Origin of the sequence: Ottowia thiooxydans (assembly GCF_040548795.1) — a bacterium.
GTDB lineage: Bacteria > Pseudomonadota > Gammaproteobacteria > Burkholderiales > Burkholderiaceae_C > Ottowia > Ottowia thiooxydans_A.
Map to the genome: position 1 here is coordinate 260,857 of NZ_JBEPSH010000008.1, position 25,446 is coordinate 286,302.

At 59.4% G+C, this 25,446-nt stretch carries 26 protein-coding genes; 7 read left to right on the forward strand and 19 right to left on the reverse strand.

All coding sequences use genetic code 11. The annotated features are described in order from the left end of the window. Positions 1-230: 230 nt before the first annotated feature. Positions 231-512, forward strand: a complete 282-nt coding sequence (locus ABIE13_RS20530) for a BTH_I0359 family protein (RefSeq protein WP_354446869.1) — start codon at positions 231-233, stop codon at positions 510-512. 370 nt (positions 513-882) lie between these two features. Here ABIE13_RS20530 and ABIE13_RS20535 read toward each other — a convergent pair whose 3' ends face one another. Further along, positions 883-2,001, reverse strand: a complete 1,119-nt coding sequence (locus tag ABIE13_RS20535; protein ID WP_354446871.1) for an AbrB family transcriptional regulator — start codon at positions 1,999-2,001, stop codon at positions 883-885. Between the two features lie 21 nt (positions 2,002-2,022). Here ABIE13_RS20535 and ABIE13_RS20540 point away from each other — a divergent pair, with 21 nt between their 5' ends. The 5 genes from ABIE13_RS20540 to miaB all read left to right on the forward strand — a co-directional run bounded on the left by ABIE13_RS20540 (position 2,023) and on the right by miaB (position 7,301). After that, on the forward strand, positions 2,023-2,898 hold the full coding sequence (locus ABIE13_RS20540) for a ChaN family lipoprotein (protein ID WP_354446873.1): 876 nt from the start codon (positions 2,023-2,025) through the stop codon (positions 2,896-2,898). A gap of 28 nt (positions 2,899-2,926) precedes the next feature. After that, positions 2,927-3,775: a formyltetrahydrofolate deformylase gene (purU, locus tag ABIE13_RS20545; protein ID WP_354446875.1), complete on the forward strand. Its 849-nt coding sequence runs from the start codon at positions 2,927-2,929 to the stop codon at positions 3,773-3,775. 57 nt (positions 3,776-3,832) lie between these two features. Continuing rightward, positions 3,833-5,362 carry an FAD-linked oxidase C-terminal domain-containing protein gene (locus ABIE13_RS20550; RefSeq protein WP_354446877.1) on the forward strand — a complete coding sequence of 510 codons (1,530 nt, stop codon included), beginning with the start codon at positions 3,833-3,835 and terminating at the stop codon, positions 5,360-5,362. An 86-nt stretch (positions 5,363-5,448) separates the two neighbouring features. Then, the gene (locus tag ABIE13_RS20555; protein WP_354446879.1) at positions 5,449-5,832 is read left to right on the forward strand and encodes a hypothetical protein; all 384 of its coding nucleotides are present in this window, start codon (positions 5,449-5,451) and stop codon (positions 5,830-5,832) included. A 125-nt stretch (positions 5,833-5,957) separates the two neighbouring features. Continuing rightward, positions 5,958-7,301 carry a tRNA (N6-isopentenyl adenosine(37)-C2)-methylthiotransferase MiaB gene (gene miaB, locus ABIE13_RS20560; RefSeq protein ID WP_354446881.1) on the forward strand — a complete coding sequence of 448 codons (1,344 nt, stop codon included), beginning with the start codon at positions 5,958-5,960 and terminating at the stop codon, positions 7,299-7,301. A 51-nt stretch (positions 7,302-7,352) separates the two neighbouring features. Here the strand turns inward: miaB and ABIE13_RS20565 are convergent, their stop codons facing one another. From ABIE13_RS20565 to ABIE13_RS20645, 17 genes are all read right to left on the reverse strand, one after another. Beyond that, on the reverse strand, positions 7,353-7,916 hold the full coding sequence (locus tag ABIE13_RS20565) for a C40 family peptidase (RefSeq protein ID WP_354446883.1): 564 nt from the start codon (positions 7,914-7,916) through the stop codon (positions 7,353-7,355). Between the two features lie 244 nt (positions 7,917-8,160). Continuing rightward, positions 8,161-9,111 (reverse strand): class I SAM-dependent methyltransferase, encoded by a 951-nt coding sequence (locus ABIE13_RS20570; RefSeq protein WP_354446885.1) that lies wholly within the window; start codon positions 9,109-9,111, stop codon positions 8,161-8,163. Positions 9,112-9,470: 359 nt separating this feature from the next. Next, positions 9,471-11,204 (reverse strand): thiosulfohydrolase SoxB, encoded by a 1,734-nt coding sequence (soxB, locus tag ABIE13_RS20575; RefSeq protein WP_354446886.1) that lies wholly within the window; start codon positions 11,202-11,204, stop codon positions 9,471-9,473. Positions 11,205-11,355: 151 nt separating this feature from the next. Next, entirely contained in the window at positions 11,356-12,018 is a 663-nt protein-coding gene (gene soxX, locus ABIE13_RS20580) for a sulfur oxidation c-type cytochrome SoxX (RefSeq protein WP_354446888.1), read from the reverse strand. 15 nt (positions 12,019-12,033) lie between these two features. Then, positions 12,034-12,777 carry a sulfur oxidation c-type cytochrome SoxA gene (gene soxA, locus ABIE13_RS20585; RefSeq protein WP_354447156.1) on the reverse strand — a complete coding sequence of 248 codons (744 nt, stop codon included), beginning with the start codon at positions 12,775-12,777 and terminating at the stop codon, positions 12,034-12,036. A 145-nt stretch (positions 12,778-12,922) separates the two neighbouring features. Then, on the reverse strand, positions 12,923-13,234 hold the full coding sequence (gene soxZ / locus ABIE13_RS20590) for a thiosulfate oxidation carrier complex protein SoxZ (RefSeq protein ID WP_354446890.1): 312 nt from the start codon (positions 13,232-13,234) through the stop codon (positions 12,923-12,925). A 172-nt stretch (positions 13,235-13,406) separates the two neighbouring features. Beyond that, positions 13,407-13,862 (reverse strand): thiosulfate oxidation carrier protein SoxY, encoded by a 456-nt coding sequence (gene soxY / locus ABIE13_RS20595; protein WP_354446892.1) that lies wholly within the window; start codon positions 13,860-13,862, stop codon positions 13,407-13,409. Positions 13,863-13,962: 100 nt separating this feature from the next. Beyond that, positions 13,963-15,054, reverse strand: a complete 1,092-nt coding sequence (locus ABIE13_RS20600; protein ID WP_436278451.1) for a c-type cytochrome — start codon at positions 15,052-15,054, stop codon at positions 13,963-13,965. After that, positions 15,038-16,423 carry a sulfite dehydrogenase gene (gene soxC / locus ABIE13_RS20605; protein ID WP_354446894.1) on the reverse strand — a complete coding sequence of 462 codons (1,386 nt, stop codon included), beginning with the start codon at positions 16,421-16,423 and terminating at the stop codon, positions 15,038-15,040. Before soxC ends, ABIE13_RS20600 begins: the two co-directional genes overlap by 17 nt. A 122-nt stretch (positions 16,424-16,545) precedes the next feature. Then, on the reverse strand, positions 16,546-16,872 hold the full coding sequence (locus ABIE13_RS20610; protein ID WP_354446896.1) for a hypothetical protein: 327 nt from the start codon (positions 16,870-16,872) through the stop codon (positions 16,546-16,548). A gap of 146 nt (positions 16,873-17,018) precedes the next feature. Further along, positions 17,019-17,486 carry a thioredoxin family protein gene (locus tag ABIE13_RS20615; protein WP_354446898.1) on the reverse strand — a complete coding sequence of 156 codons (468 nt, stop codon included), beginning with the start codon at positions 17,484-17,486 and terminating at the stop codon, positions 17,019-17,021. Beyond that, complete coding sequence (locus tag ABIE13_RS20620; RefSeq protein WP_436278454.1) at positions 17,486-18,346, reverse strand: MBL fold metallo-hydrolase; 861 nt, start codon at positions 18,344-18,346, stop codon at positions 17,486-17,488. The genes ABIE13_RS20615 and ABIE13_RS20620 overlap by 1 nt, the downstream gene beginning before the upstream one ends. Before the next feature lie 253 nt (positions 18,347-18,599). After that, positions 18,600-19,214, reverse strand: a complete 615-nt coding sequence (locus tag ABIE13_RS20625; RefSeq protein ID WP_354446901.1) for a c-type cytochrome — start codon at positions 19,212-19,214, stop codon at positions 18,600-18,602. Between the two features lie 304 nt (positions 19,215-19,518). After that, complete coding sequence (locus ABIE13_RS20630; RefSeq protein WP_354446903.1) at positions 19,519-20,805, reverse strand: NAD(P)/FAD-dependent oxidoreductase; 1,287 nt, start codon at positions 20,803-20,805, stop codon at positions 19,519-19,521. Between the two features lie 12 nt (positions 20,806-20,817). Further along, on the reverse strand, positions 20,818-21,126 hold the full coding sequence (locus tag ABIE13_RS20635; RefSeq protein WP_354446905.1) for a c-type cytochrome: 309 nt from the start codon (positions 21,124-21,126) through the stop codon (positions 20,818-20,820). A gap of 174 nt (positions 21,127-21,300) precedes the next feature. Further along, positions 21,301-21,600: an ArsR/SmtB family transcription factor gene (locus ABIE13_RS20640; protein ID WP_354446907.1), complete on the reverse strand. Its 300-nt coding sequence runs from the start codon at positions 21,598-21,600 to the stop codon at positions 21,301-21,303. 285 nt (positions 21,601-21,885) lie between these two features. Next, on the reverse strand, positions 21,886-23,493 hold the full coding sequence (locus ABIE13_RS20645; RefSeq protein ID WP_354446909.1) for an ABC transporter permease: 1,608 nt from the start codon (positions 23,491-23,493) through the stop codon (positions 21,886-21,888). 113 nt (positions 23,494-23,606) lie between these two features. Between ABIE13_RS20645 and ABIE13_RS20650 the strand changes: the two genes are divergently transcribed. Beyond that, positions 23,607-24,686: an ABC transporter ATP-binding protein gene (locus tag ABIE13_RS20650; RefSeq protein WP_354446911.1), complete on the forward strand. Its 1,080-nt coding sequence runs from the start codon at positions 23,607-23,609 to the stop codon at positions 24,684-24,686. Positions 24,687-24,708: 22 nt separating this feature from the next. Here the strand turns inward: ABIE13_RS20650 and ABIE13_RS20655 are convergent, their stop codons facing one another. Continuing rightward, complete coding sequence (locus ABIE13_RS20655; protein WP_436278452.1) at positions 24,709-25,443, reverse strand: lysophospholipid acyltransferase family protein; 735 nt, start codon at positions 25,441-25,443, stop codon at positions 24,709-24,711. Between the last annotated feature and the right edge of the window lie 3 nt (positions 25,444-25,446).

The following is a 25,446-nucleotide window of genomic DNA, read 5'->3' on the forward strand; positions in this document are numbered from 1 at the left end:
CCGTCGAACGGGCCTCGCGTGGAAAAGCCTGGAAACATTCTATTGCAGCGCTTGCCTGCGGTAGCCTGGTTTCTGCACCTCGGTCTCGTTAATCGGGATATTGACAGGAATATCGGTAAATTTTCGGAAATCCCGTCCTCCTTGAAGTGAGCTTAAACGTTCCTATATATGAAGAAAGCATTCGTGCCCTAGCAGCACAGGAACCCTGCACCGAAAGGAGCTCTCCCTTAATGAATACTCTCTACGACTCGGAATCATTCTCGGTAGTCCATCTTCTACCCGAAGTACCTCACACTGCGGATGTGCCTGCGGGAAGCCCCGCCCTCGCACGCCACGGATTCGAGATCGTGGACAAACGCTCCGGAAAAGAGGTTTACCTGGATGGGTTGTGGGCAGACCTTTTTCAAAGACGGATTTCTGCCTGGCAGGAAAACACGCCTACTCAGGAAGAAGTGGAAGACACGCTCGAAGGATACGCTGAACTCGCACAAAACCCTGTCGTTCTTCACTAGAGCGTGACGGGCTAAGGGCGCGTCAACCCACTCGCGCGGTTAGCGCCCTCATCGCCCCGCGTTTGCGGGGCATGGATTTAGGGCGTGTTAACACTAAATTCACCCCCGCGCCGGCTTTTTCCGTGCCTATGCCGGCCGCGTCGTAGTGCAAGACGCGCCTCGCAGCCAAGGTGCGATCCTTGACAAGAGGCGCAACGCAGCAATACGGCCCGGAAAAAACTGGCCCGAAGGGTGAGGCACTGGCAAACCGCACTCTGCGTTGCCTACGCCGGCCGCGCAAACCTCGCCGGGTGTCCAACCCGACTGCGGTTTGCGCCTTGATTGCGGCTCGCCAGTGCCTCACGCGGGGTTAATTTAGTGTTAACACGCCCTAGTTTTTTGCGCCAGTGCGCGCTACGCTGCTGCCGGCCTCCCAACGCCTGTACAGCGGCTCTGCCAAGACGAGCACGGCCACCAGGCGGCAAACCTGGAAAGCGGTCACTACGGGTACGCCTAGCTGCAGAACCTTGGCGGTGATGGCCATCTCTGCAATGCCCCCGGGTGCCGTGGCGAGCATCAGCGTCACAGGGTGAACGCCCGTCAGCTTCGCCAGCGCCCACGCGAACACCCCGCTGAGCACGATCATCACCACGGCGCCAACTGCTGCAGAAAGCAACCAGCGCGGCGCAGCATGCAGAAACTCGCGGGAGAAACGCACGCCCAGGCTGATGCCAATGACCAACTGAGCCCCATTGGCCAGCCACACGGGAACGGCAGACAGATGCACATCCGACATGGTGAGCAGCATGGCTGCCAGGAGTGGCCCCAGAAACCATGGATTGGGCCGACCAGCCAACCGCATCAACCAGGCGCCTGCGCCAGTGGCCAATACAAGCCATAAAATGCCCGGCCATTCCGCGACGCGCGATGCCGTGGGTGTCATGTCCAGCGCAGTGAGATTGAAATGCTGCTTGGCCCATTGCATGGCAAAAGGAACCATCAGCACGACGACGGCCATTCGCACGCTGTGGGCGGCAGCGACCAGATCAACGCGCGCACCCGCCCGCTCAGAGAGCAAGGTCATCTCCGAGGCGCCTCCGATGGCACTGGCGAAATAGCTGGTCGCGCGCATGGATGCCGGCGGCACCTGCGGCATACGATGGGAATGCACACGATGCAACCACACGCCGAATACCATACCCAGCCCCAGGGTCCAGACCACCGCTAGCGCGACTGCCCACCACAGGCTCAGCATCAATTCGGTCACTTCCGGCGTGAAATACAAGCCAAGCGCCACTCCAATCGTCCACTGGCCGGCATTGCGAAAAGTGCTTGAGCTGGTGGTCGGCAGTGCCGCCATGGATGCAAAGGCTGTGGCGACCAGGGGGCCGATCATCCATGGAATAGGCACATGCCACCGGGCGAAGACCAAGGCTGCGGCCCAAGCCAACAGCAAGGTCATGCCAATGCGCAGCAGCCGCGCTGAGTCGAATCGAGAATTCAGTTTCATGAGCCAAGTAGTATCGCCTTCATGAAACGCCGCCTGAATTCCCTTTGTACCGCCCTGCTGGCCAGCCTGGTGTTAGCCGCTTGTGGACACGTTCCCACCACCGCCCCATGGACTGCCGCCCAGCAACGGCAACTGGAAGAACTGCTACCAGCCGGTGCACTCTTGCTGGGCGAGCAGCACGACGCCCCTGAACACCACCTGCTGGAGCGACAGGTGGTGGAATGGCTGGCCAAGCGCGGATCTCTTGCGGCGGTAGCCATCGAAATGGCACCCCGCGGCAAGGACACCCGGGCCCTTCCCTCTCAGGCGCCGGAGGCGGAAGTTCAAAAGGCCCTGGACTGGAACAATGCCGGCTGGCCATGGGAAACCTATGGCCCCGTGGTCATGGCGGCGGTGAGACTGGGCGTGCCGGTACTGGGAGCGAATCTTCCTGCTGCCGAACAGCGCTCGGCCATGAGTGACAGCTCCCTGGAAGCTCGCCTTGCGGCAGATGCATTGGCCACGCAGCAACAGCGAATTCGTGACGGCCACTGCAATCTGCTGCCGTCTACACAGATCTTGCCCATGACCCGGATACAGATCGCGCGGGATCTGGCGATGGCCAAAACCCTGGCTGATGCGCGAAAATCCGGTCAGACGGTCCTTTTGATCGCGGGCAATGGGCACGTAGAACGTGAGCTGGGTGTGCCGGTACATTTGCCAGCGGATCTGGGTGTCAAAGTCATCTCGGCCCAGGCTGGCCAGCCCACTTCTGAGGAAGGCGACCAAGCCAGAGCCCGGGTTCGCACCTCTGCCGATCTGGTCTGGCCCACGCCAGCCTTGCCCCCCAAGGACTACTGCGCGCAATTTCGCGGCTCAGTGAAATCCAGGCCTTCGACCAAAGGCCCGCAGGAATAATCTGCCAGTCCCTGCGACAATCGCCCCGATGCAAGACACTTACATACTCACCCTTTCGTGCCCCGATCGCAAAGGTATCGTGCACGCTATTTCCGGTTTTCTCCTTGAACGTGGCGGCAATATTGAAGAAGCCGCGCAGTTCAACGATTCCGATACGGGTCTCTTTTTCATGCGCGTTCAGTTCCGTTGCGAGCAGATAGGCGCAGATGAGTTGCGCGCTCAGCTACAGACACTGACCGCGCCGTTTGACATGAAATGGCAACTGCATGCGCGTACTCAGCCGATGCGGTGCGTGATCATGGTGAGTCGCGAAGGCCATTGCCTCAATGATCTTCTGTTCCGCTGGAAGAGCGGCCTTCTCTCGGTGGACATACGCGCCATCATCAGCAACCACCGGGACTTCTATCAGCTGGCGGCAAGCTACAACGTGCCTTTTCACCACGTGCCCATGAGCAAGTCAGACAAGGCCCAGACGGAGGCCAGGCAGATGGAGATTGTGGAGAGCGAAGGCGCTGAGCTGGTCGTGCTGGCGCGTTACATGCAGATTCTCTCCGACGATATGTGCCGCAAGCTGTCAGGGCGCGCCATCAATATCCATCACAGTTTCCTGCCCAGCTTCAAAGGCGCCAAACCTTACTACCAGGCCCATGACCGGGGCGTCAAGCTCATAGGGGCCACTGCACACTATGTGACCGCTGAGCTGGACGAAGGTCCCATCATCGAGCAGGATGTGGCGCGCGTCGATCACACGCACACTGTAGAAGACCTGACGGCGGCCGGCCGTGACACCGAAAGCCAGGTGCTGGCACGGGCTGTCAAATGGCACAGCGAGCATCGGGTGCTGCTGAACGGCCACAAGACCGTGGTGTTCAAGTGACTTCTTCTGGGGCGCCAGGCTCGCTAGGTCATGCGGCATGGATATTGGAAGACCGAGATGAATGACGCTGAATCCGTGGGGACGATTCCCGAGCTTTCCGTTTCCGCTCCTGTTTCCGCTCCTTCCAAACAAGAGCTTCAGGAGCGAGTCATCCCTGCACTGAAGGCGGTTTTGCCTGCGCATGCGCTGCTTTGGACGGCAGAGCAGACGACGCCGTATGAGTGTGACGGTCTGACCGCCTACCGGCAGCGCCCGCTGGCGGTCGCACTGCCGGAGACTTACGAACAGATCCGGCAAGTCTTGAAGACCTGCCATGAGCTGGGTGTGCCCGTGGTGGCACGCGGCGCAGGCACAGGCTTGTCAGGAGGCGCAATGCCCCATGCGCACGGGGTGACGCTTTCTCTGGCCAAGTTCAATCAGATCCTGAAGATCGATCCGCTGGCGCGCACGGCCATCGTGCAATGTGGCGTGCGCAACCTGGCCATCAGCGAGGCAGTGGCCGAACACGGCCTGTATTACGCGCCAGACCCCAGCAGTCAGATTGCGTGCACCATTGGCGGGAATGTCGCCGAAAACTCTGGCGGCGTCCACTGCCTGAAGTATGGCCTGACCCTGCAGAACGTCCTGAAGGTCAAGGGCTTTACGGTGGAAGGAGAGCCCGTAGAGTTTGGAGGCCATGCGCTGGATGCACCGGGCTATGACCTGCTGGCTGTCGCCATAGGCAGTGAAGGCATGTTGGCGGTGACCACCGAAGTGACGGTCAAGCTGACGCCCAAACCTCGCAAAGCCGTTTGCATCATGGCCAGTTTTTCCGATGTAAGGCATGCTGGCGAGGCGGTGGCAGCCATCATTGCCAACGGCATCATCCCTGCCGGCCTGGAGATGATGGACAAGCCCATGACCGCCGCCGTGGAAGATTTTGTCCACGCGGGCTACGACCTGGACGCCGCCGCCATTTTGCTGTGTGAGAGCGACGGCACGCCGGTTGAGGTTGCTGAAGAAGTGGCCCGCATGGAGCAAGTGCTGCGCGAAAACGGCGCAACGCGACTGTCCGTCTGCGCGGACGAGGCTGAACGCCTTCGGTTCTGGAGTGGCCGCAAAAACGCCTTTCCTGCGTCCGGCCGCATCAGTCCCGACTACATGTGCATGGACTCCACCATTCCTCGCAAACGGCTGGCAGATATCCTGCTGGCGATCCAGGAAATGGAGAAAAAGTACGGCCTGCGATGCTGCAATGTCTTTCATGCAGGCGATGGCAATCTGCACCCGCTGATCCTGTTCGATGCCAATGACCCTGATCAGCTGCACCGCGCAGAGCTGTTTGGAGCCGACATCCTTGAAACCAGCGTCGCCATGGGGGGCACCGTCACGGGCGAGCATGGTGTGGGCGTGGAAAAACTCAACTCCATGTGCGTGCAGTTTTCTGCTGAAGAGAACGAACAGATGCTGGGCGTCAAACGCGCGTTCGATCCGCAATGCCTGCTCAACCCGGGCAAGGTGATCCCGACACTGCAGCGTTGCGCCGAGTATGGCCGCATGGTCATTCGCGGCGGTGCGATGCCACACCCCGAGCTAGAGCGCTTCTAGTTTCCAGCATCTGCAGGGATTGTTGATTACGCGCCAAGGCGCCACCAAGTACACTTGCGGGTTACCTCAGCCTCTGGACACATACCATGAACCGCTGGAAAAAATTAAGCCCACTGCCCACACTACTGCGCATTCTTGCGCTCGCCAGCCTGGTGTCATGCCTTGGCGTTCAGGCGCAGATCCGCAATTTTCCTGACACCGTATTGCGCGGCAATATCGCCTTCGTGGCGCCGCCTCAAGTACTGCTGAACGGCCAAAGCGAGTATTTGGCCCCCGGCGTGCGGATACGCAATGCACAGAATATGTTGGCCCTCACCGGCTCGTTGGCAGGCCAGAACTTCCTGGTGAATTACCTGCGCGACCCGGCCGGGCTGATCCGTGAAATATGGATCCTGACGCCTGAAGAGGCTGGCGTTGGACTGCACGGCAAGCCGCTGCCAGTCAGCGACTCATTTTTCCTCGGCGGATAGATCGTCCACACGTCCCTGGAACCTGTCTTTGGCACGTTCCGGCAACCCAGCTGCTCACCCCCGAGCATCGGTGTATTGACCCTGCGGGCGAGCGGCCTGCACCCTTTTTGATTTCGGAGTTCCCCATGTCGCGCAAAGTCTTCATCAAAACGTTCGGCTGCCAGATGAACGAATACGATTCCGACAAGATGGCTGACGTCATGGCGGCAGCTGAAGGCTACGAGCCCACTCAAGATGTTGAGGAGGCCGACCTCATTCTGTTCAATACCTGTTCCGTGCGTGAAAAAGCCCAGGAAAAGGTGTTCAGCGATCTGGGGCGCGTCAAGCACCTCAAGAAGAAAGGCGTGCTGATCGGGGTGGGCGGATGCGTGGCGAGCCAGGAAGGGGCGGAGATCATCAAACGGGCGCCCTATGTGGACGTGGTATTCGGTCCGCAAACCTTGCACAGGTTGCCGGAATTGCTCGCCCAGCGTCATCGGCAGGACACCCCGCAGGTGGACATCCGGTTTCCAGAGATTGAGAAATTCGACCACCTGCCTCCCGCGCGCGTGGATGGTGCGACAGCCTTCGTCTCCATCATGGAAGGCTGCTCAAAATACTGCAGCTATTGCGTGGTGCCCTATACCCGCGGCGAGGAATTCAGCCGGCCGTTTGATGATGTGCTGGTAGAAATCGCCGGTCTGGCCGATCAGGGTGTGAAGGAGGTCAATCTGCTGGGCCAGAACGTGAATGCCTACCGCGGCAAGATGGGCGATTCGGCCGACATAGCGGATTTTGCGCTGCTCATCGAATATGTGGCTGAAATCCCCGGAATAGAACGCATCCGCTATACCACCAGCCATCCGAATGAATTCACACCGCGTTTGATCGACGTCTACAGCAAAGTACCCCAACTGGTGAGCCACCTGCACCTGCCGGTTCAGCATGGTAGCGATCGCATCCTCATGGCCATGAAGCGCGGCTATACCGCCATGGAGTACAAGAGCATCATCCGCAAGCTCAAGGCAGTGCGGCCGGGTATATCGCTCAGTAGCGATTTCATCGTCGGCTTTCCTGGTGAGACGGAAGACGATTTCTCAAAACTGATGAAGTTGATCGACGACGTGGGATACGACGCCAGCTTCAGCTTCATTTTCAGCCCAAGGCCGGGCACCCCGGCGGCCAACCTGTCAGATGACACGCCGCATGAGGTGAAGCTCAAACGGCTTCAGCATTTGCAGGCCACTGTGGAGCAGAACGTGCGCGCCATCAGTTCCAGTCTGGTAGGTGGGCGCCAACGTATTTTGGTTGAAGGGCCGGCGCGCAAGAATCCGGACGAACTGGTGGGTCGTACGGAATGCAACCGGATTGTCAGCTTCGATGGCGGCCCGGATGCCAAGAAGCTGATCGGTCAGTTCATTGATGTGGAAATCACCCAGGCGCTGTCGCATGCGCTTCGAGGTGCTCTTCCGGTGCATGAGACTGCCTGAGCAATAGGCGTCTCGCACGCGCCAGGCAATCGGGACGTGCCCGGTTCGTCCTTAGCCGCCGCTTGCGGCTTGAGCAAAAACGCTTCGAGCGCCTAAATAGCGCGAAGCGAAATAGCGGCTGGACAGGCTGTCCTTGCGCACGGTGCCGCCACTGGAAGGAGCGTGCACAAATTGACCATTGCCCACATAGATACCCATGTGAGAGAAAGGCTGGCCACTCGTGTTGAAGAACACCAGGTCGCCACGCTGCATGGCGCCTTCGGGCACGGGCGCGCTGGCCGCCGCCCATTGCGAGGTGCTGCGCGGCAGGCGCGCATTCCCCAGGTCGGTCAGCACATACTGGACGAGCCCACTGCAATCAAACCCGCCATCGGGCGTGTTGCCACCATACCGGTACGGTGTGTTGACAACCATCATGGCGCGAGCGACTGCCGCTTCACGACCCGACATGTCCAGCGCCAGTTGCGGCGTTGAGCGGGAAACAGTTGGTGTGGATGGCTTGGAGGCCGCGGGTCGCGTGCGCTGAACCGGGGTTCCGCAACCCGCCAGAAATGCGGTGGCGCAACCCAGGATCAGAACGTGTCGGCGATCGGAGAAGGTCGGCAACGTTTTCATAGCTAGCATTTTAGTAGCAAATGATCAGCACGGAAATAAGTAACGCTTACGCCCCTGCATCCGGCTGCTACCCCTGGGAGCGCCAAGCTCCAGCTTGGCAGTTCGGGGCCTCTACAAACGGTGAATTGCCAAGCTGGAGCTTGGCGCTCCCAGGAAATACCGGCTGCTTGCAAAACGCTCACTGACTAAGCTGAAGTTCCGCCCTAACAAGCCGTCCCTGAATTAGGCTGTCCCCTCCTGAGCCTCAATCTCCGACTTCAATAGCCGGAGCATTGCCTTGGCGCTCTGCGTTAAAGCGCTGACGACGCTGACCGTCGAACACCTCGCCTTCAATCTTGCCACCGTTGACTCGGCCATTGAAGGTTCTCGCCACGCCATCCGTGCCCGTGAACGCAAAGCGCACCATATCGCCTATCACTTTGGCGTCACGCAGTGAAGTTTCTGTTTCTCCCAGTTGGACACGGCCTTCTGGCACCTGGAAGCGCTGGCGCGTCACTTCAAACGGTACATTGATGGAGGACGAGCCTTGTGGATAGCTCAGTTGCCACTTTCCACTGACATTGGCCGGAACCAGCCAGAGATAGGCGGTAGAACCACCAGACTGAGATGTCTCGTCGGCAGTCCAGCCACCCATGTCGAACGCGTGAGTGACCAGACGCGTGCCCGGCTTGAGTTTCATGAGCGTCGGGCGCAGCCTGAGGTTCAGGTTGGGCAAGAGATACATGGTGATGACGTCGGCCTTCGAAAAATCCGATTCGAAGATGTCGGCCTTCTCGAAGTTGGCGCGATCAGACACGCCTGCGGCGCGCGCTTTTTGCTGTGCCAGAGCGACCATGTCCGGGTTGTATTCAATGCCGAGACCCCGCGCGCCAAAGTCCTTGGCCGCCGCAATCACGATCTTCCCGTCCCCTGCGCCCAGGTCAATGACAAAGTCGTCGCTCTTGACGCCGCCCAGTTGCAGCATTCGTTTCACCAGAGAGTCGGGCGTAGGCACCCACACCACGTCTTTTCCGGCCTGACCGGAGTGCGGCTGGAAAGCTGGCGACTCTTTCTGGGCCATGGCGGGTCCGGCGCCCACCAGTCCGGCGGTCAAGGCAGTACCTCCTATCGCAAGCATACGGCGGCGTGAATGATCCACAGGGGCCAATTCAGGCTTTGCGATCAGAGACCGTGAGGATTGAGCGGGATGATTCATCTCGGGTGTTTCCTTTTACGAGCTAAGTGAACGGGGTTGCTTCGCATTCGAGTGCCTCGAATACTTCAGAAGTTTCTGCGACAAAAGGACGCTCGCGATAAAGCGCGGACACCTTTTGCCGCTCAAACTACCAGAAGCCAATGACTGGCCGCCGTGGCGACAGCCTCATATTACCCGCTGGAAATGGCGGTAGCTGATCGACTTGCAGGAGAAATCCTGTCTCCAGCGCTTGTCAGCCCTCGTTCAAAAGGAAAAATAGCTCTGTATGCCGAGAGTGCATGGCTTCGGCATAGCTTGAGAACCCTTGAAAAATCTACGGGTATTCAGAGGCCACTGGGCCTCAAGAGGAGCGGATCGTCTCAGGCCGCGTAACCAGGATTGGGTAGGCCGCTGGTGATTTTGGGCGCATTGAGCTTGCGCGTAGACACCTTGCCGCCGCGGCTCTTGAGCCACTGCTCCACCAGCTCCCACACCATCTTGTTGCCGGCCTTGGAAGCCTCTTCTGCCACAGGGGCCCAACCCGCGACCTTGTAGGTCTTGCTGGCGTCTATGAGCTGCCCCTTCAGGCGCATGTCACTGATGCGCTGGCCCATGCCGGCCTGGGGATCGCAGGCATAGCTGAGGCCGCCGACGCGAACCATGTCACCGCCCTGCTGGTAGTAAGGGTCAGGGTTGAAAAGATTGTCCGCCACATCTTCCAGGATGGTCTTGATCATCTCGCCCTTCATCTCGGTGATGGTGGCGTAGCTGTAGGTGGTGGCTGTCATGTCCATGAGCCACTCACGGGTGATGGGCTGGCCGGGCAGCAAGGTGGTACCCCAACGGAAACCTGGGGAGAACGCAATCTCCGCGCCTTGAACGTCCATCAAGGCATCGACCAGAAGTTGGTCGCCTGTGCCATTGAAATTACCACGGCGATAGAGCAGGCCTTCGGTGATCGCCAAGGTCTCGCTGAGCTTGGCTTCATGGGGGGCTCTGATGCGGGTGATGAGTTCACTCATCTGCGCATCTGCAGGCAGCATATTGGCGAACACCGGCAATAGCTTGTAGCGAAAACCGGTGACCGTCTTGTCTTTGACCTCGAGATCGAGAACACCGAGGAATTTGCCGTTCGAGCCCGCATTGGTGACGATGGTCTGGCCGCTCTTGTTGGCAACCACAGAGGCCACGGGCATGCCGTCATGCGTATGGCCGCCCAAAATGGCATCAATGCCAGAGACTCGGCTGGCCATTTTCAGATCGACATCCATGCCGTTGTGGCTGAGCACGACGACCGCTTGCGCGCCTTTGCCCTTGGCTTCATCGACCATCTTCTGCATGTTCTGGTCCTGAATGCCGAATTCCCAGTCAGCGACCATATAGCGAGGGTTGGCGATAGGTGTGTAGGGAAACGCCTGGCCGATGATGGCCACCGCTACGCCATTGATTTCCTTGATCACGTAGGGCTTGAATACGGGATCGCCAAAATCAGCGGTCTTGACGTTCTGCGCGACGAAATCGACCTTGCCGGCAAAATCCTTGTTGATGATTTCCTGCACACGCTCCATACCCAGCGTGAACTCCCAGTGGCCGGTCATGACGTCCACGCCCAAGAGTTTGCAGGCGTCCACCATGTCCTGGCCCTTGGTCCACAACGCGGTGGCGCTGCCTTGCCAGGTATCGCCGCCGTCCAGCAACAGGGCGCCGGGTCGGCTGGCTTTCAAGCGCTTGACGAGTGTCGCCAGATGCGCGAAGCCGCCCACCTTGCCATAGCGCTTGGCCGCTTGCTCGAAATTCAGATAGGTCAGTGCATGCGCCTGGGCCGTGCCTGGCCTGACGCCTGCAGCTTTGAGAAGTTGCTCACCCACCAGGTGCGGGAGTTTGCCGCGCATATCTCCGAAACCCAGATTGATGCTGGGTTCACGGAAATGGATGGGGTTGAGCTGAGCGTGGCAATCTGTCATGTGCAGCAAAGACACATTGCCAAATTTTGGAACGTCGTAGAGCCCGTCTGCCGCCGTCTGTGCGCTGGCGTTCTGATAGTGGCCCAGGCTCATGCCTGCAGCGCTTGCAGCGCCCAGAACCTGGAAAAATTCGCGTTTGGTGAGATTCATGGATAAGCGATCACTGAACTATCAGAAGGCAAAGATTCGTCAAGGTTTTGACGCATTGCGCTGCTCCGGTCTTTAGAGCACTGTTTTCAAAACCCGAGCCAGGAAGCCCGTCGTACTGAGTTTCCTGGCCGGGTTAGCGAGTAGCGAGAATTTACTGATTCACGGGAGACTTGGGATCAAGCAGCAGGGCCACAATATGGCGCACCTGATCTTCATTCAAGATACCCTTGTGTCCAGCACGCGGCATGTTGGAGCAGGCGTTGTAGGCCTTGCTGTTCCAGATCTTGCCCCAGGTGTATTCGACCATGGCCTTGGCTTCCGGACTTGAAGGATCCTTCACGCCGCGGATCTTGCCGAAGTTGTACAGGCTAGGACCAATGGTGCCGAAGGAAATCTCCGCCTTGTCGATCTGGTGGCAGTTGTAGCAGTTGCCCCCGTTCACAGTACCGGCATCGTCGGTGTAGGTCATGCCCCGGCCGCTCTGAGCGATTTTCTCGCCCTCTTTCCAGTCACCGAGAAACTTGCCGTTGGCAGGCCACTTGATGGTCTTGAAGTTGGCCTCTTCGATGGCCTTGGTGGCTTCGGCACTCAGCGGCTTGCCGGTGACATCTGCCGCATCGCATGCGGTCAAAGTGTCATCATCGGCCAGCGCAGTTGCCACCTTGACAATGCCCTGGTCACGGAACGATGACTTCACCACCTCCGACGTACGTTTGTCGAGATCGGCAGAACTCATGCGCGAGCCTGTGGCACAACCGACCACCAATGCGCCGGCGCCAAGCAATGCCAGTGTCTTTGCGAGCTTGTTTTTCATGATTTGCAGCTCCTTCTAGCGCTTGATGGCCGGAACGATGGACTTGGCGCCCTGAGCGTTGACGCCCAGATAGACACCGAGAGCAATGGTGGCGTCGCTACCAAACTTGGGGTAGGGGAAACGCTGCTGGCGATAGCAGTCGTTCAGGCGCTGCTGCATGCCCCACATCTGCCCGTTGGACACCCGATACGCTGGCCAGGCAGCAAAGCCTACGCCGTCACCCGGATTGCCCGTCAAACGTGGGAGGTCCTGCAAGCGTATGCGTTTGCCATCTTCACCATGGCAGGACGCGCATGCGAAATCATGGGCGCCGCCACGCTTGAAGAACAAGCGCTTGCCCACTTCATAGAATTCTTTTTCCTCGGCGTGGGATTGCGGCAGATTAAAGCGCATTCCTTTGGATTCTGCGGCGATCCAGGTCGCGAGGGCCGTGACATTGTTTTGCTCGCCCCTGCCGAATGGCGTGTTGGCGATTTCCTCAGCATTCAGGCCTTGCAGAGTTTCCATGCAAGTCACTACGCGGGATTCCAGATCCTGAACACGCTTGGTATCGGCAAAGTAACGCGGCAACTCCACAAACGCGCCTTTGACCACACCGGGGCCCTTGCCCAGGTCGCAGCGCTCCAGCGATGCATTTTTGGGTCCGCGTTTTTTCTTCCACAGATCTTCCCCCTTGGCTTCGAACAGCTCCGCTGGATTGCCGTCTTGCAGCATCTCGCGGTACTCTTCGATCGACTGGGTGGACGTCTTCTGCGCCATGGCCACACCCCAGCCCGCCAGCAACAGCCCTGCGACTGCCACACTTGCGATTTCCCTCTTTTTCATCGTGTATGTCTCCGTACAAAGGAAAAAAGAAAGGCGGGCCAAGAACGAGTTCTCAAGGTCCGCCTTGATCTTCAGCGCATCAAGAAACCGTAGCTTCGTCGGTGCGCGTCTCTCCCTTGTTGTCTTTCCAGGTCACGCTGATCTTGTCGCCTGCTTTGGCACCTTTGAGGGTGAACTGCAGGAAAGGGTTTTTCGAGACCGCGGGGCCCCATTCACAGGAAAAGACCTGCTTGCCGTTGAGTGAGGCGGTAACGTCCTGGATGTTCCAGGCGGGCACCAACTTGCCGGACGCGTCTTTGCGCTGACCGGATTCCATCTCGTGGCTCATGAGCACACGGACCGTGGCCTTGTCGCCAGCGGCCTGTGCACGAATTCGCATCGGATCTGCCATTTTTCTCTCCTAATTCAATGTATTTAAGGCCATCACGCGCCCGAATCGACCGCTCACTGTGCTTTTAGCCAGGGTACCCGCGGAGCTGGCTCCGCCAGGCCGCTGGGTGCGCCCCCTCGAGGGGCGCCCGGCGTAGGGGGAGGCGCCGCAGGCGCTTCGGGGGTGGTCCATATCAGCCGCCGCAGCCGCCCAAGGTGACTTTGACTTCCTTCTTGGCGTAATGCGCCTTGCCATCAGCGGTGATGGCGACGGCGTACACATCAGAAGATTGCCCCATCTTGGAACGGGTGGCGAAGTTGGGCTCGACCTCGGGGGTGACGTTGAATACAGCCACCAGCGCGTTCGGATTTTTCTCGACCAGCAACACCAAATGCTTGAGATTTGGCAATGAACTGGCGACGGCGAGAGGCACCACGGCGCCGTTCTCGGCGATGTCAGGCGCTGTCAGCGTGACATCCTTGCTCTCGGTGGGTGCGCCTGATCCCAGCGCCTTGAGAGCATCGTTCAATGACTTGGCCTCGAACGCGCCTTTGTTGAAGGCAAGTGCTTGCTGTGGCAGCAGCCCGGCGGTGGCCAACAGGCCCGCCACGGCGGCACTGTGCTTGAGGGTTTGCCTGCGTGTCTGCATGGGCGTTTTCTCCTTGAAAGAATGTAAATCTTAGGGGTCGATGATTGCGCTCACGAGAGGGCAATCCCCAACTGGGTGAATTGTGCCTGCGTCGGGGCCGCTACTGGGCAGCGCCTGTGGCCAGCCAATTGGCCAGCACATTCACGTCGGCATCAGGCAGGTTTTGCGGCGGCATGGGGATTTCCCCCCAGACGCCAGCTCCGCCCGCGCGAATTTTTCCAGCCAGATACTCAGTCTTGCCGGCATGTTTTTTAGCGATGTCCACGAAGCTCGGACCTACCAGCTTGGCGCTTTGAGCGTGGCAAGCGGTGCAGGAGTGCTTCTGCGCCAGTGCGACGGCCGCTGCGCCAGCTGAGGGAGCCTTGGCGGCGCTGGGCACAGCCACAGGGGCCGCGGCGTCTCCAAGCTTTCCTTCGGGTCGACTGGTGTCTGCTCCGCGCTGCGCGCCAACGGTGCGGTTCTGATCGCGCAGGTTTCCATGCGCATCTCGGGCAAATGCCGGCAGTTGCGATGTCAGTTTGGGCTCGGCCACGCAGTCCTTCATGCAGGCAGTGTTGCGTGTGTCCGCCTGCGGCAGGCCACCCAGTTCACGGCCTGGCCACATGGCATGCTTGGTGGTAAAGCCATTGCGATTGGGCATGCGCTTTTGCACTTCTGCAATGTTCTTGTCAGAGAGCGTGAAATCCGCAGGGACGATGTCTGCCAGATTGAGCATGAAGGCCGTGACCGCATACACCTCATCAGGTTTGAGTGTCTTGGGCTCGTTCCATGGCATGGCTCGGTTGATGTAGTCCCACACGGTTGAGATCGTGGCCACCTTCATGATGGTGGTGCGCCCGGGGTAGTCCTCGCGCGTCAGGTTGGCTACGCGGCCCGTTTCTATGTCTTTCTTGCTTGTGCCACCGATGATGGGGTTGAAGACAGAATTGGATTCACCGAACACGCCATGGCAACTGGCACATTTGGCCTCCCAGATGTCCTGGCCTTTTTCAACCGTGCCGGAACCTGGAGGCAAGCCCTTGAAGTCAGGGCGTACATCAATGTCCCAGGCAGCCACTTCCTTGGTAGTTGCCGGGCGGCCAATACCGGGAAAGCGATCCTGGGCAAGCGCCTGCCCACCCAGCAAAGTCGCGAGGCAGAGCGCCATCGCAGCCTGAACGCCGCGCTTGGAAAACTTAGGAAAGCTGGACATTTTTGACCTCTCCGCTTTCCTGCACCATCCATGACTGGATGGCGTTGTTGTGATAGATGGAACGCGTGCCACGCGCCTTGCGCAATTGGGTGTAGTTGGGCTGCACGTAACCTGTCTCGTCCATGGCACGGCTTTGCAAAATAGCCGGTTTTCCATCCCATACCCAGTCCAGATTGAAACGGCTGAGGCACCGGTCGAGGACCGGCGTTTCAAGGCGGGCGCTTCTCCAATTGCGTCCGCCATCGACTGACACGTCGACACGTTTGACCTTGCCCCTTCCCGACCAGGCCAGCCCCGTGATGTTGTAGAAGCCTTTATCCAGAAGAACCTGGCCGCCCGAAGGTGTGGTGATCACGCTCTTGCACTCTTGAATGCTGGTGTATTGGCGGTGCGTACCGTCTGGCATGAGGTCTACGTAATGCACGGCCTCGTCCTTGGCAGCCCAGGGCTGGTCACCAACTTCTACGCGCCTCAGGTACTTGACCCAACTCACGCCCTGAACGCCCGGCACCACCAGACGCAACGGGTAGCCGTTTTCAGGTCGGAGCATTTCACCGTTTTGCCCGTAGGCCACCAGCACCTGGCCGGAAGTCACCAGGCTCATAGGGATGGTGCGGGTCATGGAAGATCCGTCAGCGCCTTCGGCCAGCACGAATTTGCCGGCCTTCAAATCAGCGCCCGCCATTTCTAGCAGCGTGATCAACGGCACGCCCGTGAACTCACTGCAAGAGAGCATGCCATGGGTGTACTGCGCCGTGGGTACGGCAACGTTGCCCCACTCCATGCCCGTGTTGGCACCGCATTCAATGAAATGAAAGCGCGATACCGATGGCAGCCGCATCAATTCGTCCATGGTGAAGACCTTGGGAGTCTTGACCAGGCCATTGATCATGAAACGGTGCTTGGAAGGGTCGATGTCCCACCAGCCCTGATGGTGCCGCTCGAAGTGCAAACCGCTGGGCGTCACGATGCCGAACAGGGACTGCATAGGCGCAAAAGACACCGAAGCTTGCGTGGTTTGCGTCAGGCCCGGACTTTGGCGTCGCTGTACGTTGCCTTCATATTTGGATGGTTTGCCGTAACCGTCTGTCGCCACCGCCTGCCCCAGGCCTTTGCTGTGAGGTGGCAGATTCAGGATGTTGGCGTCACCGCCCTCTACCCCCACAGGATTGGCCTGGGCATGTGCAGTGGTTGCTGCAGCACCCGCCATCGCTGTGGCAAACGCATTGCGGATGAAGTCGCGCCGCCCTCGTTTGCCCTCGGACATCACGGTTTTGATGCCCTCCCTGTCGAGAAAATTCTCTGGCGCTTTGAGCAGACGGCCCTGCGCGGGGCCCCCTTGGCCCGCTGGATCCTCAGAAGAAATCATGGGATATATTTATATTCGAATAAGCTTATATTAATATCCGAATATGAATGAGGACATACGGGTTTCTACCAGTGTCCGTTGCCCAACAGCAGGCGACCTGAAACCGAAGTGCTTGTTGCGTCTTACTTCGTGAAGCGGTAGTGGTCGCGATTGAGCACCGCCGCAATGGCAGTGACTTCTTCAGGAAAAATCGACAGGTTGAGCTCGCTGCTGCACTTTTCCACCATGCTCACCAGCGCCGCTGGTGTGTTGATACGGCCCTTTGGCCGATAGATCGCCTTGCCATCGTCAGCCCACTTGAGTGCATGGCACTGGCTGCACTTGTTCTCTGCAATGAGCTTTTCTCCTATCTTCAGATCTGCACCTTTGAAGATTTCAGGGACCTGTGCCATGGCCAGGCTGCTCGCGAACAGGGAGGCAAAAAAGAGCGTGGGAGCAGAAAATCTCATGGTTTGAACCCCATCTGGTTAAATAAAAAGCCGGTATCCGCGATAGCAAGATGCCACGGTCATGCGCCATTGGCAAGCAGCGAGATAGGACGCGAACCGGCTCAGTTGCCCTTCAACGCACTTGCAACTAGCCACGCGCCGCAAGCTCACTGCAGGATTGCACGCCTTGCCTGGCTCAGTCTTTCATCGAGATAGGCGCCGTAGAAGTCTGATGAGCCCCCAGGCAGGCGCTCGGCCACTTCCCTTCCGCCCGGGCCTAAAAACAGCAGCGTGGGAGCCAGTTTGACGCCCCATTCCCGCACCATCGCTCCATGCGTCGTAGAGGCGCCTGCAGGTGTCTGAGTGGGTCTGGGGCTTTGCATGTCGATCTGCACCACCGCCAGCCCCTCCCGCACATGCATGGGAGCCAGGTAGTTTTCACGAACCATCTTGCACCACGGGCAGCCATACAGACTGATCATCACCACCAGCGGTTGACGGGACTTCAAGGCCTTGGCCAGCTCTTCAGGCAGCGAGCTTGAAAGCGGTAGCTGCTTTTCAGCCGACTGAGCGACTGCGGCGCCCGAAAGGCACAAACTCCCGAGCACCTGCAGAAAGTGCTTACGGTGCATCATTATCTTTCGTGCTCCATCAGCAGATAGGTGTTGTAGGCATTCATGCGATTGGCAGCGCCGAACAGCGGCAGATGTTCGAAAGCGGTCCAGTCCACAGCCTTGTAGGCTTCATCGAAGGGCGTCATGTCCTGGGCCGCGGCCCCCATGACTTTGCGCAGGTAGACCAGGTAGTCGCGCGTCATTTCCATATCCTGGCGCGCCTGCGTAGAAGCCGGCCCGTGTCCGGGAACAACCACTGCCGCATCGAATTTTAGAAGCCGGTCCAAAGAAGCGATCCAGTTGCGGCTATCGGCCTGGCCCACGAACGGAATGCGGTTGCGAAACACCAGGTCGCCCGCATACAAGACCTTGGAATCCGGCACGTATAAGGCCAGGTCCTCAGGCGTGTGCGCAGGTCCAACCGGCTGAATCAAAAAGCGCGTGTCCCCCACCTGAAGTGGCTGCGCTGCGGATATCCATTCTGTGGCCTCTACCAATTTCGTTTTCGCATCGACCCACGGCGCCAATTCGTCGCGAGAAGCCTCCAGCCGAAGGCGCGCGGTGTCTGAATACAGGTATTCACGTCCGGCCTGGTGCGCAATGATGCGCGCCCCCAGCGCCTGGAACACCTGCAGGCCGTAGACATGATCGGCATGGTAATGGGTGACCACCACATGCGTCACAGGCTGAGCAGTGACCTTCTTGATTTCTCCGAGCAAGCGCTCCGCCAAAGCAGGAGAGCCCAAAGCATCCACTACCACCACCCCGGCACTGGTCACTATGAAACCCGCGTTGGAGATGAAGTTCTGATTGGCAGGAGAGCCCAGCGCTGAGAGCCCCTCGACGTACCAGCAGTTGCGTACAACCTCTTTCGGCACCATAGGCGCGATGGCTGAAGGCTCCGAGGCGGCTTCTGCGTAACGCACCCATGCGCTTGCCATACCAGCCGACAAAGCAGTGCATGCGCAACGTTTCAATAGTTGCCGCCTGTCCATTTCGCGCGCCATCTTGCGTCCCATATTTATAAGTATTCACTGAATTATTCAAGATGATGCCTCATCTGGCAAGTCAGGGAAGCGCGAAGGGGTGCGAGCTTATGGTCTGGAGAACACACCCCGCCCCAGGGACACCGGACTATTTTCCGCTCAGGTACTGCGAAACGGCCGCCATCTCGGCAGCGGTCATTTTCTCGACCACGGCGTGCATCACCGCATTGTCGTTAGTGCGCTCGCGTTGGTTGAATTGCTTGAGCTGAGCTTGCAGGTAGCCCGCGTGCTGCCCAGCCAGACGCGGCAGCGCCGCATTGCCAGCCGCATCTTTTCCGTGGCAACTGGCGCAAGCGGGAACACCACTTTGCTGATTGCCTGACTGGTAGAGCGTCTGCCCTGCCAGCGCCAATTGCGGATCCTGCGCCGCCTCCTGATGTGCAGGGCGGCTTGCATAAAAGCGTCCCAACGCGGCCATGTCATCAGACGAAAGATTGGCCACCATGCTGGACATCGCACTGCTCTTGCGCTTGCCGCTCTTGAAATTTTCAAGCTGCTTGGCAATGTATTCAGCATTTTGCGCAGCCAGCCGAGGAAACCCCTCACTGGCTGCTTCCCCATCGGGCCCATGGCAAAGAAAGCAAGACCCCCCAATGATCTGCCTGGCCCGCGCCTCATCCGCCTGCGCGTAGCTGGCACCCGCCCAAGCAAAAAGCGCTAGCGCCACCACAGCAGATCGACAAAACAGAAGTTTCCACGCCATTTCAAAAACCCGCATCAAAAGTCATCAGAGGCCGCGGCGCAAGAACAGCGCTGCAGTGGCTGTTAAATCACCTCAAAAGGCCGCGGAGCGGGCTTGGCCCGGCCGCTGGCGGTGTCCCCCAAGGAGCGAGGCGCGATCGCGACATCTCCAGCGCTACAGAAACACCACCACCCCATCCCCCTAAAGAACTCAGAAGGCCGCGGAGCAGGCCATTCCGGCACCATCGCGGAGCGGGCTTGGCCCGGCCGCTGATGGTGTCCCCCCTCAGGGGGGAAGGCGCGATAGCGACTCAGGGGGGAGCCTATCAGGCCAGGCTGTCCGCCCAGATATTTCGCGCCCAGGCCATGGCGTAGCGGCCTTCCAGCTCGCTGGCAGCCACTGAGACACCGCCCGAGCCTTGCACGGGAACCATGGTCTTCTGCGCTTCTTCGTAGCGGTGGACACTGGCCACGTGAACCACATCGGTATCGCTCACAAAACTGTAGCAAGTGTTGTTATAGAGCGGCAGCGGATTGGGCGCCCGGCCGGACAGCAAAGCCACGATGGCGGCCGCAGCCACCTTGCCGTGCTGGTTGGCCATGTGCCCGGACTTAGGCATGCCAGGGGCGATCTGCAGGGAGTCACCCAGGATGTGGATGTTCTTGGCGGCCTTGGATTCCATGGTGAGCCAATCCACCTCGCACCAACGCTTGTTGGCCGTGGTCAAGCCGGCGTTGTGCGCAATGTCACCTGCACGCATGGGAGGAACAACGTTCAGCACCTGTGCTTTCACGTCGTCATTGAATTCAAACTTGAGTGTTCCGCTCGCGGCATCCACGTCGGTGGTGACGTGCTTGGGACGGTACTCGATGATGCCCTTATAGCGGTCTGCCCATGCCTTCTTGAACAGCGGCCCTTTGGAGGTCACGTCATCATTGGCATCGAGGATCAGCACCTTGGACTTTGGCTTCGCCTTGCTGAAGTAGTGGGCCACCTGGCAAGCACGCTCGTAGGGCCCGGGCGGGCAGCGATAAGGTGCCAGAGGAATGGTAAGCGCATAGACGCCGCCATCGGGCATGGCTTCGAGCTGACGGCGCAACGCCACCGTTTGCGCGCCCGCCTTCCAGGCGTGCAGCACCCGCTCCTGGGCGCCTGGCTTGGTCATGCCTGGAAGCTGGTCCCACATGAAGTCAACACCCGGAGAAAGCACAAGCCGGTCATAGGACAAGGTGCTTCCGTCGGCCAGTCGGACCTGACGCTTGTCTGCGTCGATGGCGGAGGCGCGGCTGCGGACGATCTTCACGCCATGGCGGCGTGCAAGATTCTCATAGGGCACCGTGACATCGGCAATTTGCTTGCTGCCACCCAGCACAAGATTGGAAATCGGGCAGGAAACGAAAGCCTCTGCAGGCTCGATAAGCGTGACTTCTATGCGGCCCTCAGACCACATGCGCAGGTATTTGGCCACCGTGGCGCCACCGTAGCCACCCCCGACCACCACCACCTTTCCTCCACTGCCACCGCCCACTGAGGCGCAGCCCGATATCGCAGCCGCGGCGGAAGCCGTGACCGACGCCGCTGATGCAGCCCGAACGAATTGACGACGATCCATGAGACTTCCCCCTTATTTCTTCTGAGCAGCGAACCAGGCCGCGATAGCTGCAAGCTGCTCGTCGGAGTAACCCTTGCTGAGCTGGTGCATGATGGTGGCCGGCTTGGCCCCGCTCTTGAAGTCGAGCAGCTTCTTGAGCATTTCGTCCTTGTTGGCGCCAGCCAAGGGCTCGTTTCCTGGTTGCGCCTGACCATTCGTGCCATGGCAACTGGCGCACGCTGCAGCCCAACTGCGCACCTGAAGAGGGTCGGTCTGAGCATGAGCGACTGCGCCAGCCAGCAACAGTGCGGCAGCGGCCAATCGGGGGAGCGAAACGGGCATGGGACTTACCTCCTGTCGTGGGTTGAGCGAGACGCTTTTATGCATGGCGCATGGCCAACACAAGGCGCATTCTTATATATAAACAAGTCTGATGATACCGAGACTTATATGCGCTTATATAAGAAATTTCCCTGATTTCCGCATAAGCAAAATCGCACCTGCTGGCGATATGCCTCAACCTGCGGTGACGCTCACAGACACTTCGGCACAGATGGCTCTGCACAGGGCAACGACGCGCTCATTGTCGATCCGGTAGTAGATGAGCACCCCATCTCGCCGCTTACCGAGCACCCCCGCCTTATAGAGGCTGTTGAGGTGCTGGCTCATGTTGGGCTGTGTCGTGGGGATGAGCGCGAGGAGTTCGCCCACATTCTTTTCTCCAAAGCACAAGGCATTGATGATTTTCAGCCGCATGGGGGCGGACATGACCCGAAACAGGGCTGCCGCGGCACGCAACTCTGCGTCTGATTTCATAGGGCAGGCCAGATAAGCGTGAGGTGGGTAGGGCGCTTTTCTGCACGCTTTTCCCGAAGGCCCAACCGTGAGCGTGGGCCAACCTTCTCATCAGTGAAGCTCATCGAAGCACCTCGAGCGAGTGGTTAAGTGGCGCCGCAGGAAGCGGCACTATGCAACTTCCAGACCCGCAAGTAGATGGTAAGTTGCTTTCGCCATTCTTGCGAAAGATAAAGAATATCTGAAGGCTCCTCAGTGCGCCAGCCCCCCGTTCATGGCAAGCCTGCGGAACGCGCGGCGGGCGTCTTACGAGGTTCTTCGGAGAGTCCGGCTTAAAAAGATGACCGGAAGGAGGCCCACGGCCACCAGCGCCAAAGAAGGCAGTGCAGCTTCACCCAGGCGTTCATCGCGTGCCAATTGGTAGGCCACCACTGCCAACGTGTCCGTGTTGAATGGCCGCAGCACAATGGTGGCTGGGAGTTCTTTCATCACGTCTACGAACACCAGCAGCGCTGCGGCAAGGCCTGCACGACGCAACAGCGGCCAGTGCACCGCGGTCAGCAGGCGAAACGGCCCCGTTCCCAACATGCGCGCCGATTCATCCAGACTCATGGGAAGGCGCGCGTAGCCGCTTTGAATGGACTGCAGCGCCACCGATGAAAACCGCACCAGATAGGCCCACAGCAGGCCCAGCACCGTGGCGGTGATGTAGTAGCCAACGCGCGCTTCTGGCCACCTGGCTTGCAGCCAACCCACAGGAAGCAGCAGACCCACTACGATCACCGCGCCCGGCACGGCATAACCAAGTGAAGCTACCTGAACAGCAGCCTTGGTCAGCAGCCCGGGTGCACGCCGCACGCTAGCGGCCAACAACAGTGCGATGGCCACCGCCAGCAACGCCGTCATGCCCCCCAGACGGATGCTGTTCCAAGCCCATTGCAGAAAGCTGTCCCAGGGAAGCACGGACCAATCGGCCGCCAGGGGCCTCAGCATGAAAGCAACGGGAAGCACAAAACCCATCACCACAGGCATGGTGCAAAGCAGCCATGCGATGGCCAGACGAGCACCTGTCAGATGAATGGGGCGTGCCTCACTCGACGAAGCGCGCGAGGTCGAACTGCCGGCAAACCGCATGCGTTTCTGGGCTCGCTGCTCCATCCAGAGCACCACCACCACAAAGGCCAGCAGGCCCGTCGCGAGTTGGGCAGCGGCGATGCGGTTGTCCATGGAAAGCCAGGCCTTGTAGATGCCCGCCGTGAAGGTTTGCACGCCAAAGTAGCTGACCACACCAAAATCAGCCAGCACCTCCATCAGCGCCAGTGCCGTGCCCGCAGCAATCGCCGGACGCGCCAGGGGCAGCGCAACTTCGCGCAAGCGACGGGGAAGCGAAGCTCCCAGCAATCGGGCGGCCTCCATCAACTGTGGAGCCCGTTCGGTCAGCGCCGTGCGTGCCAGCAAGTAAACATACGGGTAGAGTGAGAAAGCAAAGACCCAGGCGGCCCCCCACACGCTTCGCACTTCCGGAAACACTCGTCCCTCCAGGCCGAACGCCGCTCGCACCCAGGTCTGAAAGGGACCCGCGAATTGCAGGAAGTCTGTATAGGCATAGGCAGTGACATAGGCCGGCATGGCCAGGGGCAACAGCATCAACCACTCGAAACTGCGGCGACCGGGAAAATCGAACACGGTCACAAGCACCGCTGCGGGTACGCCGACCATCACGACACCTACGCCGACCATCAAGGACAGGCCCACGGTGGTGAGCGCATACTCAGGCAATACCGTAGAAGCCATTTCGCGCAGGATACCCATGCTCGCCTCATCCCAGTTTGCCCATGAAGCAACCACCGCCAGCACAGGAAGCACCAGCAGCACAACAAGGAGCAGCAAAAGGAAGATTTTGAGCGCGCGCACGGGAAAGGCTTGGAAACAGCAACTGACCGCTTGCGCGGGAAGACCTTGGAAATCGCTGGCTTACACCGTGATGGCGGCCAACAACGAAATTGTACGCATCTACAATCCGCGCCATGTTTCTCGAGGTTGAACAACTTGAAGCGCGCTACCCTGACCGGGAGCGCCCGGCCGTGCAAGGCGTGTCACTTGGGCTGGCTGCCGGCGATATCGGCGTTCTGATTGGGCCATCAGGTTGCGGCAAAACCACCTTGCTGCGCGCTGTGGCAGGCTTGGAACGCGCCAGCGGCGGGCAGATCCTCATTGGAGGCAAGCTTGTCAGCGGCTCGGGCATTCACATGCCTCCAGAGCAGCGCCGCATTGGCATGGTGTTCCAGGACTATGCGCTCTTTCCGCATCTGAACGTGGAACGCAATGTGGCGTTCGGCCTCAAGCACTTGCCGGCGCGCGAGCGTCAGGCGCGCGTCGCTGAAGTTCTGCAGCTGGTCGATCTGGCAGGCAGCGAAAACCGGTTTCCACACGAACTATCCGGGGGCCAGCAGCAACGCGTTGCGCTCGCCAGAGCCATGGCACCCAGTCCTCAGCTGCTGTTGCTGGACGAGCCCTTCTCCAATCTGGACGTAGATCTGCGCGAACGCCTGGCGCATGAGTTGCGTGCCATTTTGAAAGCTGCCCGCGCCACGGCTCTTTTTGTCACCCATGACCAGCTCGAGGCATTTGCCATTGGCGATCAGATCGGCGTGATGCATGAGGGGACCTTGCATCAGTGGGACGACGCGTACTCCCTCTACCACCGGCCGGCCACACGCTTCGTTGCGGACTTCATAGGGCATGGTGTGTTCGTGCCGGCCCGCATTCTGCAAACCCCGGGCGGCGCACTGGTTGAAACGCCGCTTGGCCTATTGGCCAACCTCACGGACTGCCCCATTCCCGCCGCTTACCCCGACGGGCGCTGCGACATTCTTTTGCGTGCAGACGACATCGTTCATGATGACCTGTCTCCAGTGAAGGCCATCATTACCCGCAAGGCGTTTCGAGGTTCGGAGTTTCTCTATACCCTGAGACTGGCGAGCGGCGAAATCGTCATGGCCCACGTGCCGAGCCACCACAATCATCAGGTAGGCGAATGGATTGGGATACGGCCGGAGGTTGACCATGTCGTGACGTTTGCACCGGAGAGCGCTGGCGGCTCTTGATGCCGGCAGCGCTTCGCCGGACTTACTGCCTCAAAGCGTCCACAGCCTGACGCAGATCTTCTGCCCATTGCCTGCGGTCGCGCAAATCCGGCGACTGAAGCTCTCCGAAACTGACCACAGCGCGAGTTCCTGGCGTTGTGAGCGTGCGCCAGATCGAAGCCACCAAAGTTTCGTCACCCACATAGCAGGGGGCCAGACTGACCTCTCCGCTCGCGCTGTCAACGAACTGCAGCGCCATCGGTTGAACAGGCGCATTCGCGGAGATGGCTGCTTGCAATAAATTAGCGTGAAACGGGAGCAAGGCCAAGCCGTTGCTGGTGGTGCCCTCCGGGAACACCGCCAGTATCTCGCCTGCTTTCAGGGCGTCGGCCATACGATGCACCGTGCGCAAGGCATCGCGGCGTGATTCACGCGTGATGTACAAAGTGCCTGCTCCCGTGGCCAAGGGGCCTATGAGCGGCCACGCCTTGATATCGGCCTTGGAGACGAACCGGCAGTAACCGGAGGCGTGTATCACCACAATATCCAGCCACGAGATATGGTTGGATACCAGCAACACCGGTCCTTGAGACGGCGGCGTGCCTCGGACCTGGAGGTCAATACGCCAGATCCTCAGCAACTCGCGGGCCCACGCTTGTACACAAGCCTCTCTGCCAGCAGGGGAGAGTCTGGGAAACCGAAAACGGATTGTGAAATAGCCACCCAGAACGTGCAGCGTCCCCCGCAGCGCAAGCCAGACCGCCGTGAACAGCTTCACTCG

Coding starts and splice junctions, on each gene's coding strand:
- ABIE13_RS20530 (WP_354446869.1), top strand. CDS start 231: ATGAATACTCTCTACGACTCGGAATCATTCTCGGTAGTCCATCTTCTA.
- ABIE13_RS20535 (WP_354446871.1), bottom strand. CDS start 2,001: ATGAAACTGAATTCTCGATTCGACTCAGCGCGGCTGCTGCGCATTGGC.
- ABIE13_RS20540 (WP_354446873.1), top strand. CDS start 2,023: ATGAAACGCCGCCTGAATTCCCTTTGTACCGCCCTGCTGGCCAGCCTG.
- purU (WP_354446875.1), top strand. CDS start 2,927: ATGCAAGACACTTACATACTCACCCTTTCGTGCCCCGATCGCAAAGGT.
- ABIE13_RS20550 (WP_354446877.1), top strand. CDS start 3,833: ATGAATGACGCTGAATCCGTGGGGACGATTCCCGAGCTTTCCGTTTCC.
- ABIE13_RS20555 (WP_354446879.1), top strand. CDS start 5,449: ATGAACCGCTGGAAAAAATTAAGCCCACTGCCCACACTACTGCGCATT.
- miaB (WP_354446881.1), top strand. CDS start 5,958: ATGTCGCGCAAAGTCTTCATCAAAACGTTCGGCTGCCAGATGAACGAA.
- ABIE13_RS20565 (WP_354446883.1), bottom strand. CDS start 7,916: ATGAAAACGTTGCCGACCTTCTCCGATCGCCGACACGTTCTGATCCTG.
- ABIE13_RS20570 (WP_354446885.1), bottom strand. CDS start 9,111: ATGAATCATCCCGCTCAATCCTCACGGTCTCTGATCGCAAAGCCTGAA.
- soxB (WP_354446886.1), bottom strand. CDS start 11,204: ATGAATCTCACCAAACGCGAATTTTTCCAGGTTCTGGGCGCTGCAAGC.
- soxX (WP_354446888.1), bottom strand. CDS start 12,018: ATGAAAAACAAGCTCGCAAAGACACTGGCATTGCTTGGCGCCGGCGCA.
- soxA (WP_354447156.1), bottom strand. CDS start 12,777: ATGGCGCAGAAGACGTCCACCCAGTCGATCGAAGAGTACCGCGAGATG.
- soxZ (WP_354446890.1), bottom strand. CDS start 13,234: ATGGCAGATCCGATGCGAATTCGTGCACAGGCCGCTGGCGACAAGGCC.
- soxY (WP_354446892.1), bottom strand. CDS start 13,862: ATGCAGACACGCAGGCAAACCCTCAAGCACAGTGCCGCCGTGGCGGGC.
- ABIE13_RS20600 (WP_436278451.1), bottom strand. CDS start 15,054: ATGTCCAGCTTTCCTAAGTTTTCCAAGCGCGGCGTTCAGGCTGCGATG.
- soxC (WP_354446894.1), bottom strand. CDS start 16,423: ATGATTTCTTCTGAGGATCCAGCGGGCCAAGGGGGCCCCGCGCAGGGC.
- ABIE13_RS20610 (WP_354446896.1), bottom strand. CDS start 16,872: ATGAGATTTTCTGCTCCCACGCTCTTTTTTGCCTCCCTGTTCGCGAGC.
- ABIE13_RS20615 (WP_354446898.1), bottom strand. CDS start 17,486: ATGATGCACCGTAAGCACTTTCTGCAGGTGCTCGGGAGTTTGTGCCTT.
- ABIE13_RS20620 (WP_436278454.1), bottom strand. CDS start 18,346: ATGGTGCCGAAAGAGGTTGTACGCAACTGCTGGTACGTCGAGGGGCTC.
- ABIE13_RS20625 (WP_354446901.1), bottom strand. CDS start 19,214: ATGGCGTGGAAACTTCTGTTTTGTCGATCTGCTGTGGTGGCGCTAGCG.
- ABIE13_RS20630 (WP_354446903.1), bottom strand. CDS start 20,805: ATGGATCGTCGTCAATTCGTTCGGGCTGCATCAGCGGCGTCGGTCACG.
- ABIE13_RS20635 (WP_354446905.1), bottom strand. CDS start 21,126: ATGCCCGTTTCGCTCCCCCGATTGGCCGCTGCCGCACTGTTGCTGGCT.
- ABIE13_RS20640 (WP_354446907.1), bottom strand. CDS start 21,600: ATGAAATCAGACGCAGAGTTGCGTGCCGCGGCAGCCCTGTTTCGGGTC.
- ABIE13_RS20650 (WP_354446911.1), top strand. CDS start 23,607: ATGTTTCTCGAGGTTGAACAACTTGAAGCGCGCTACCCTGACCGGGAG.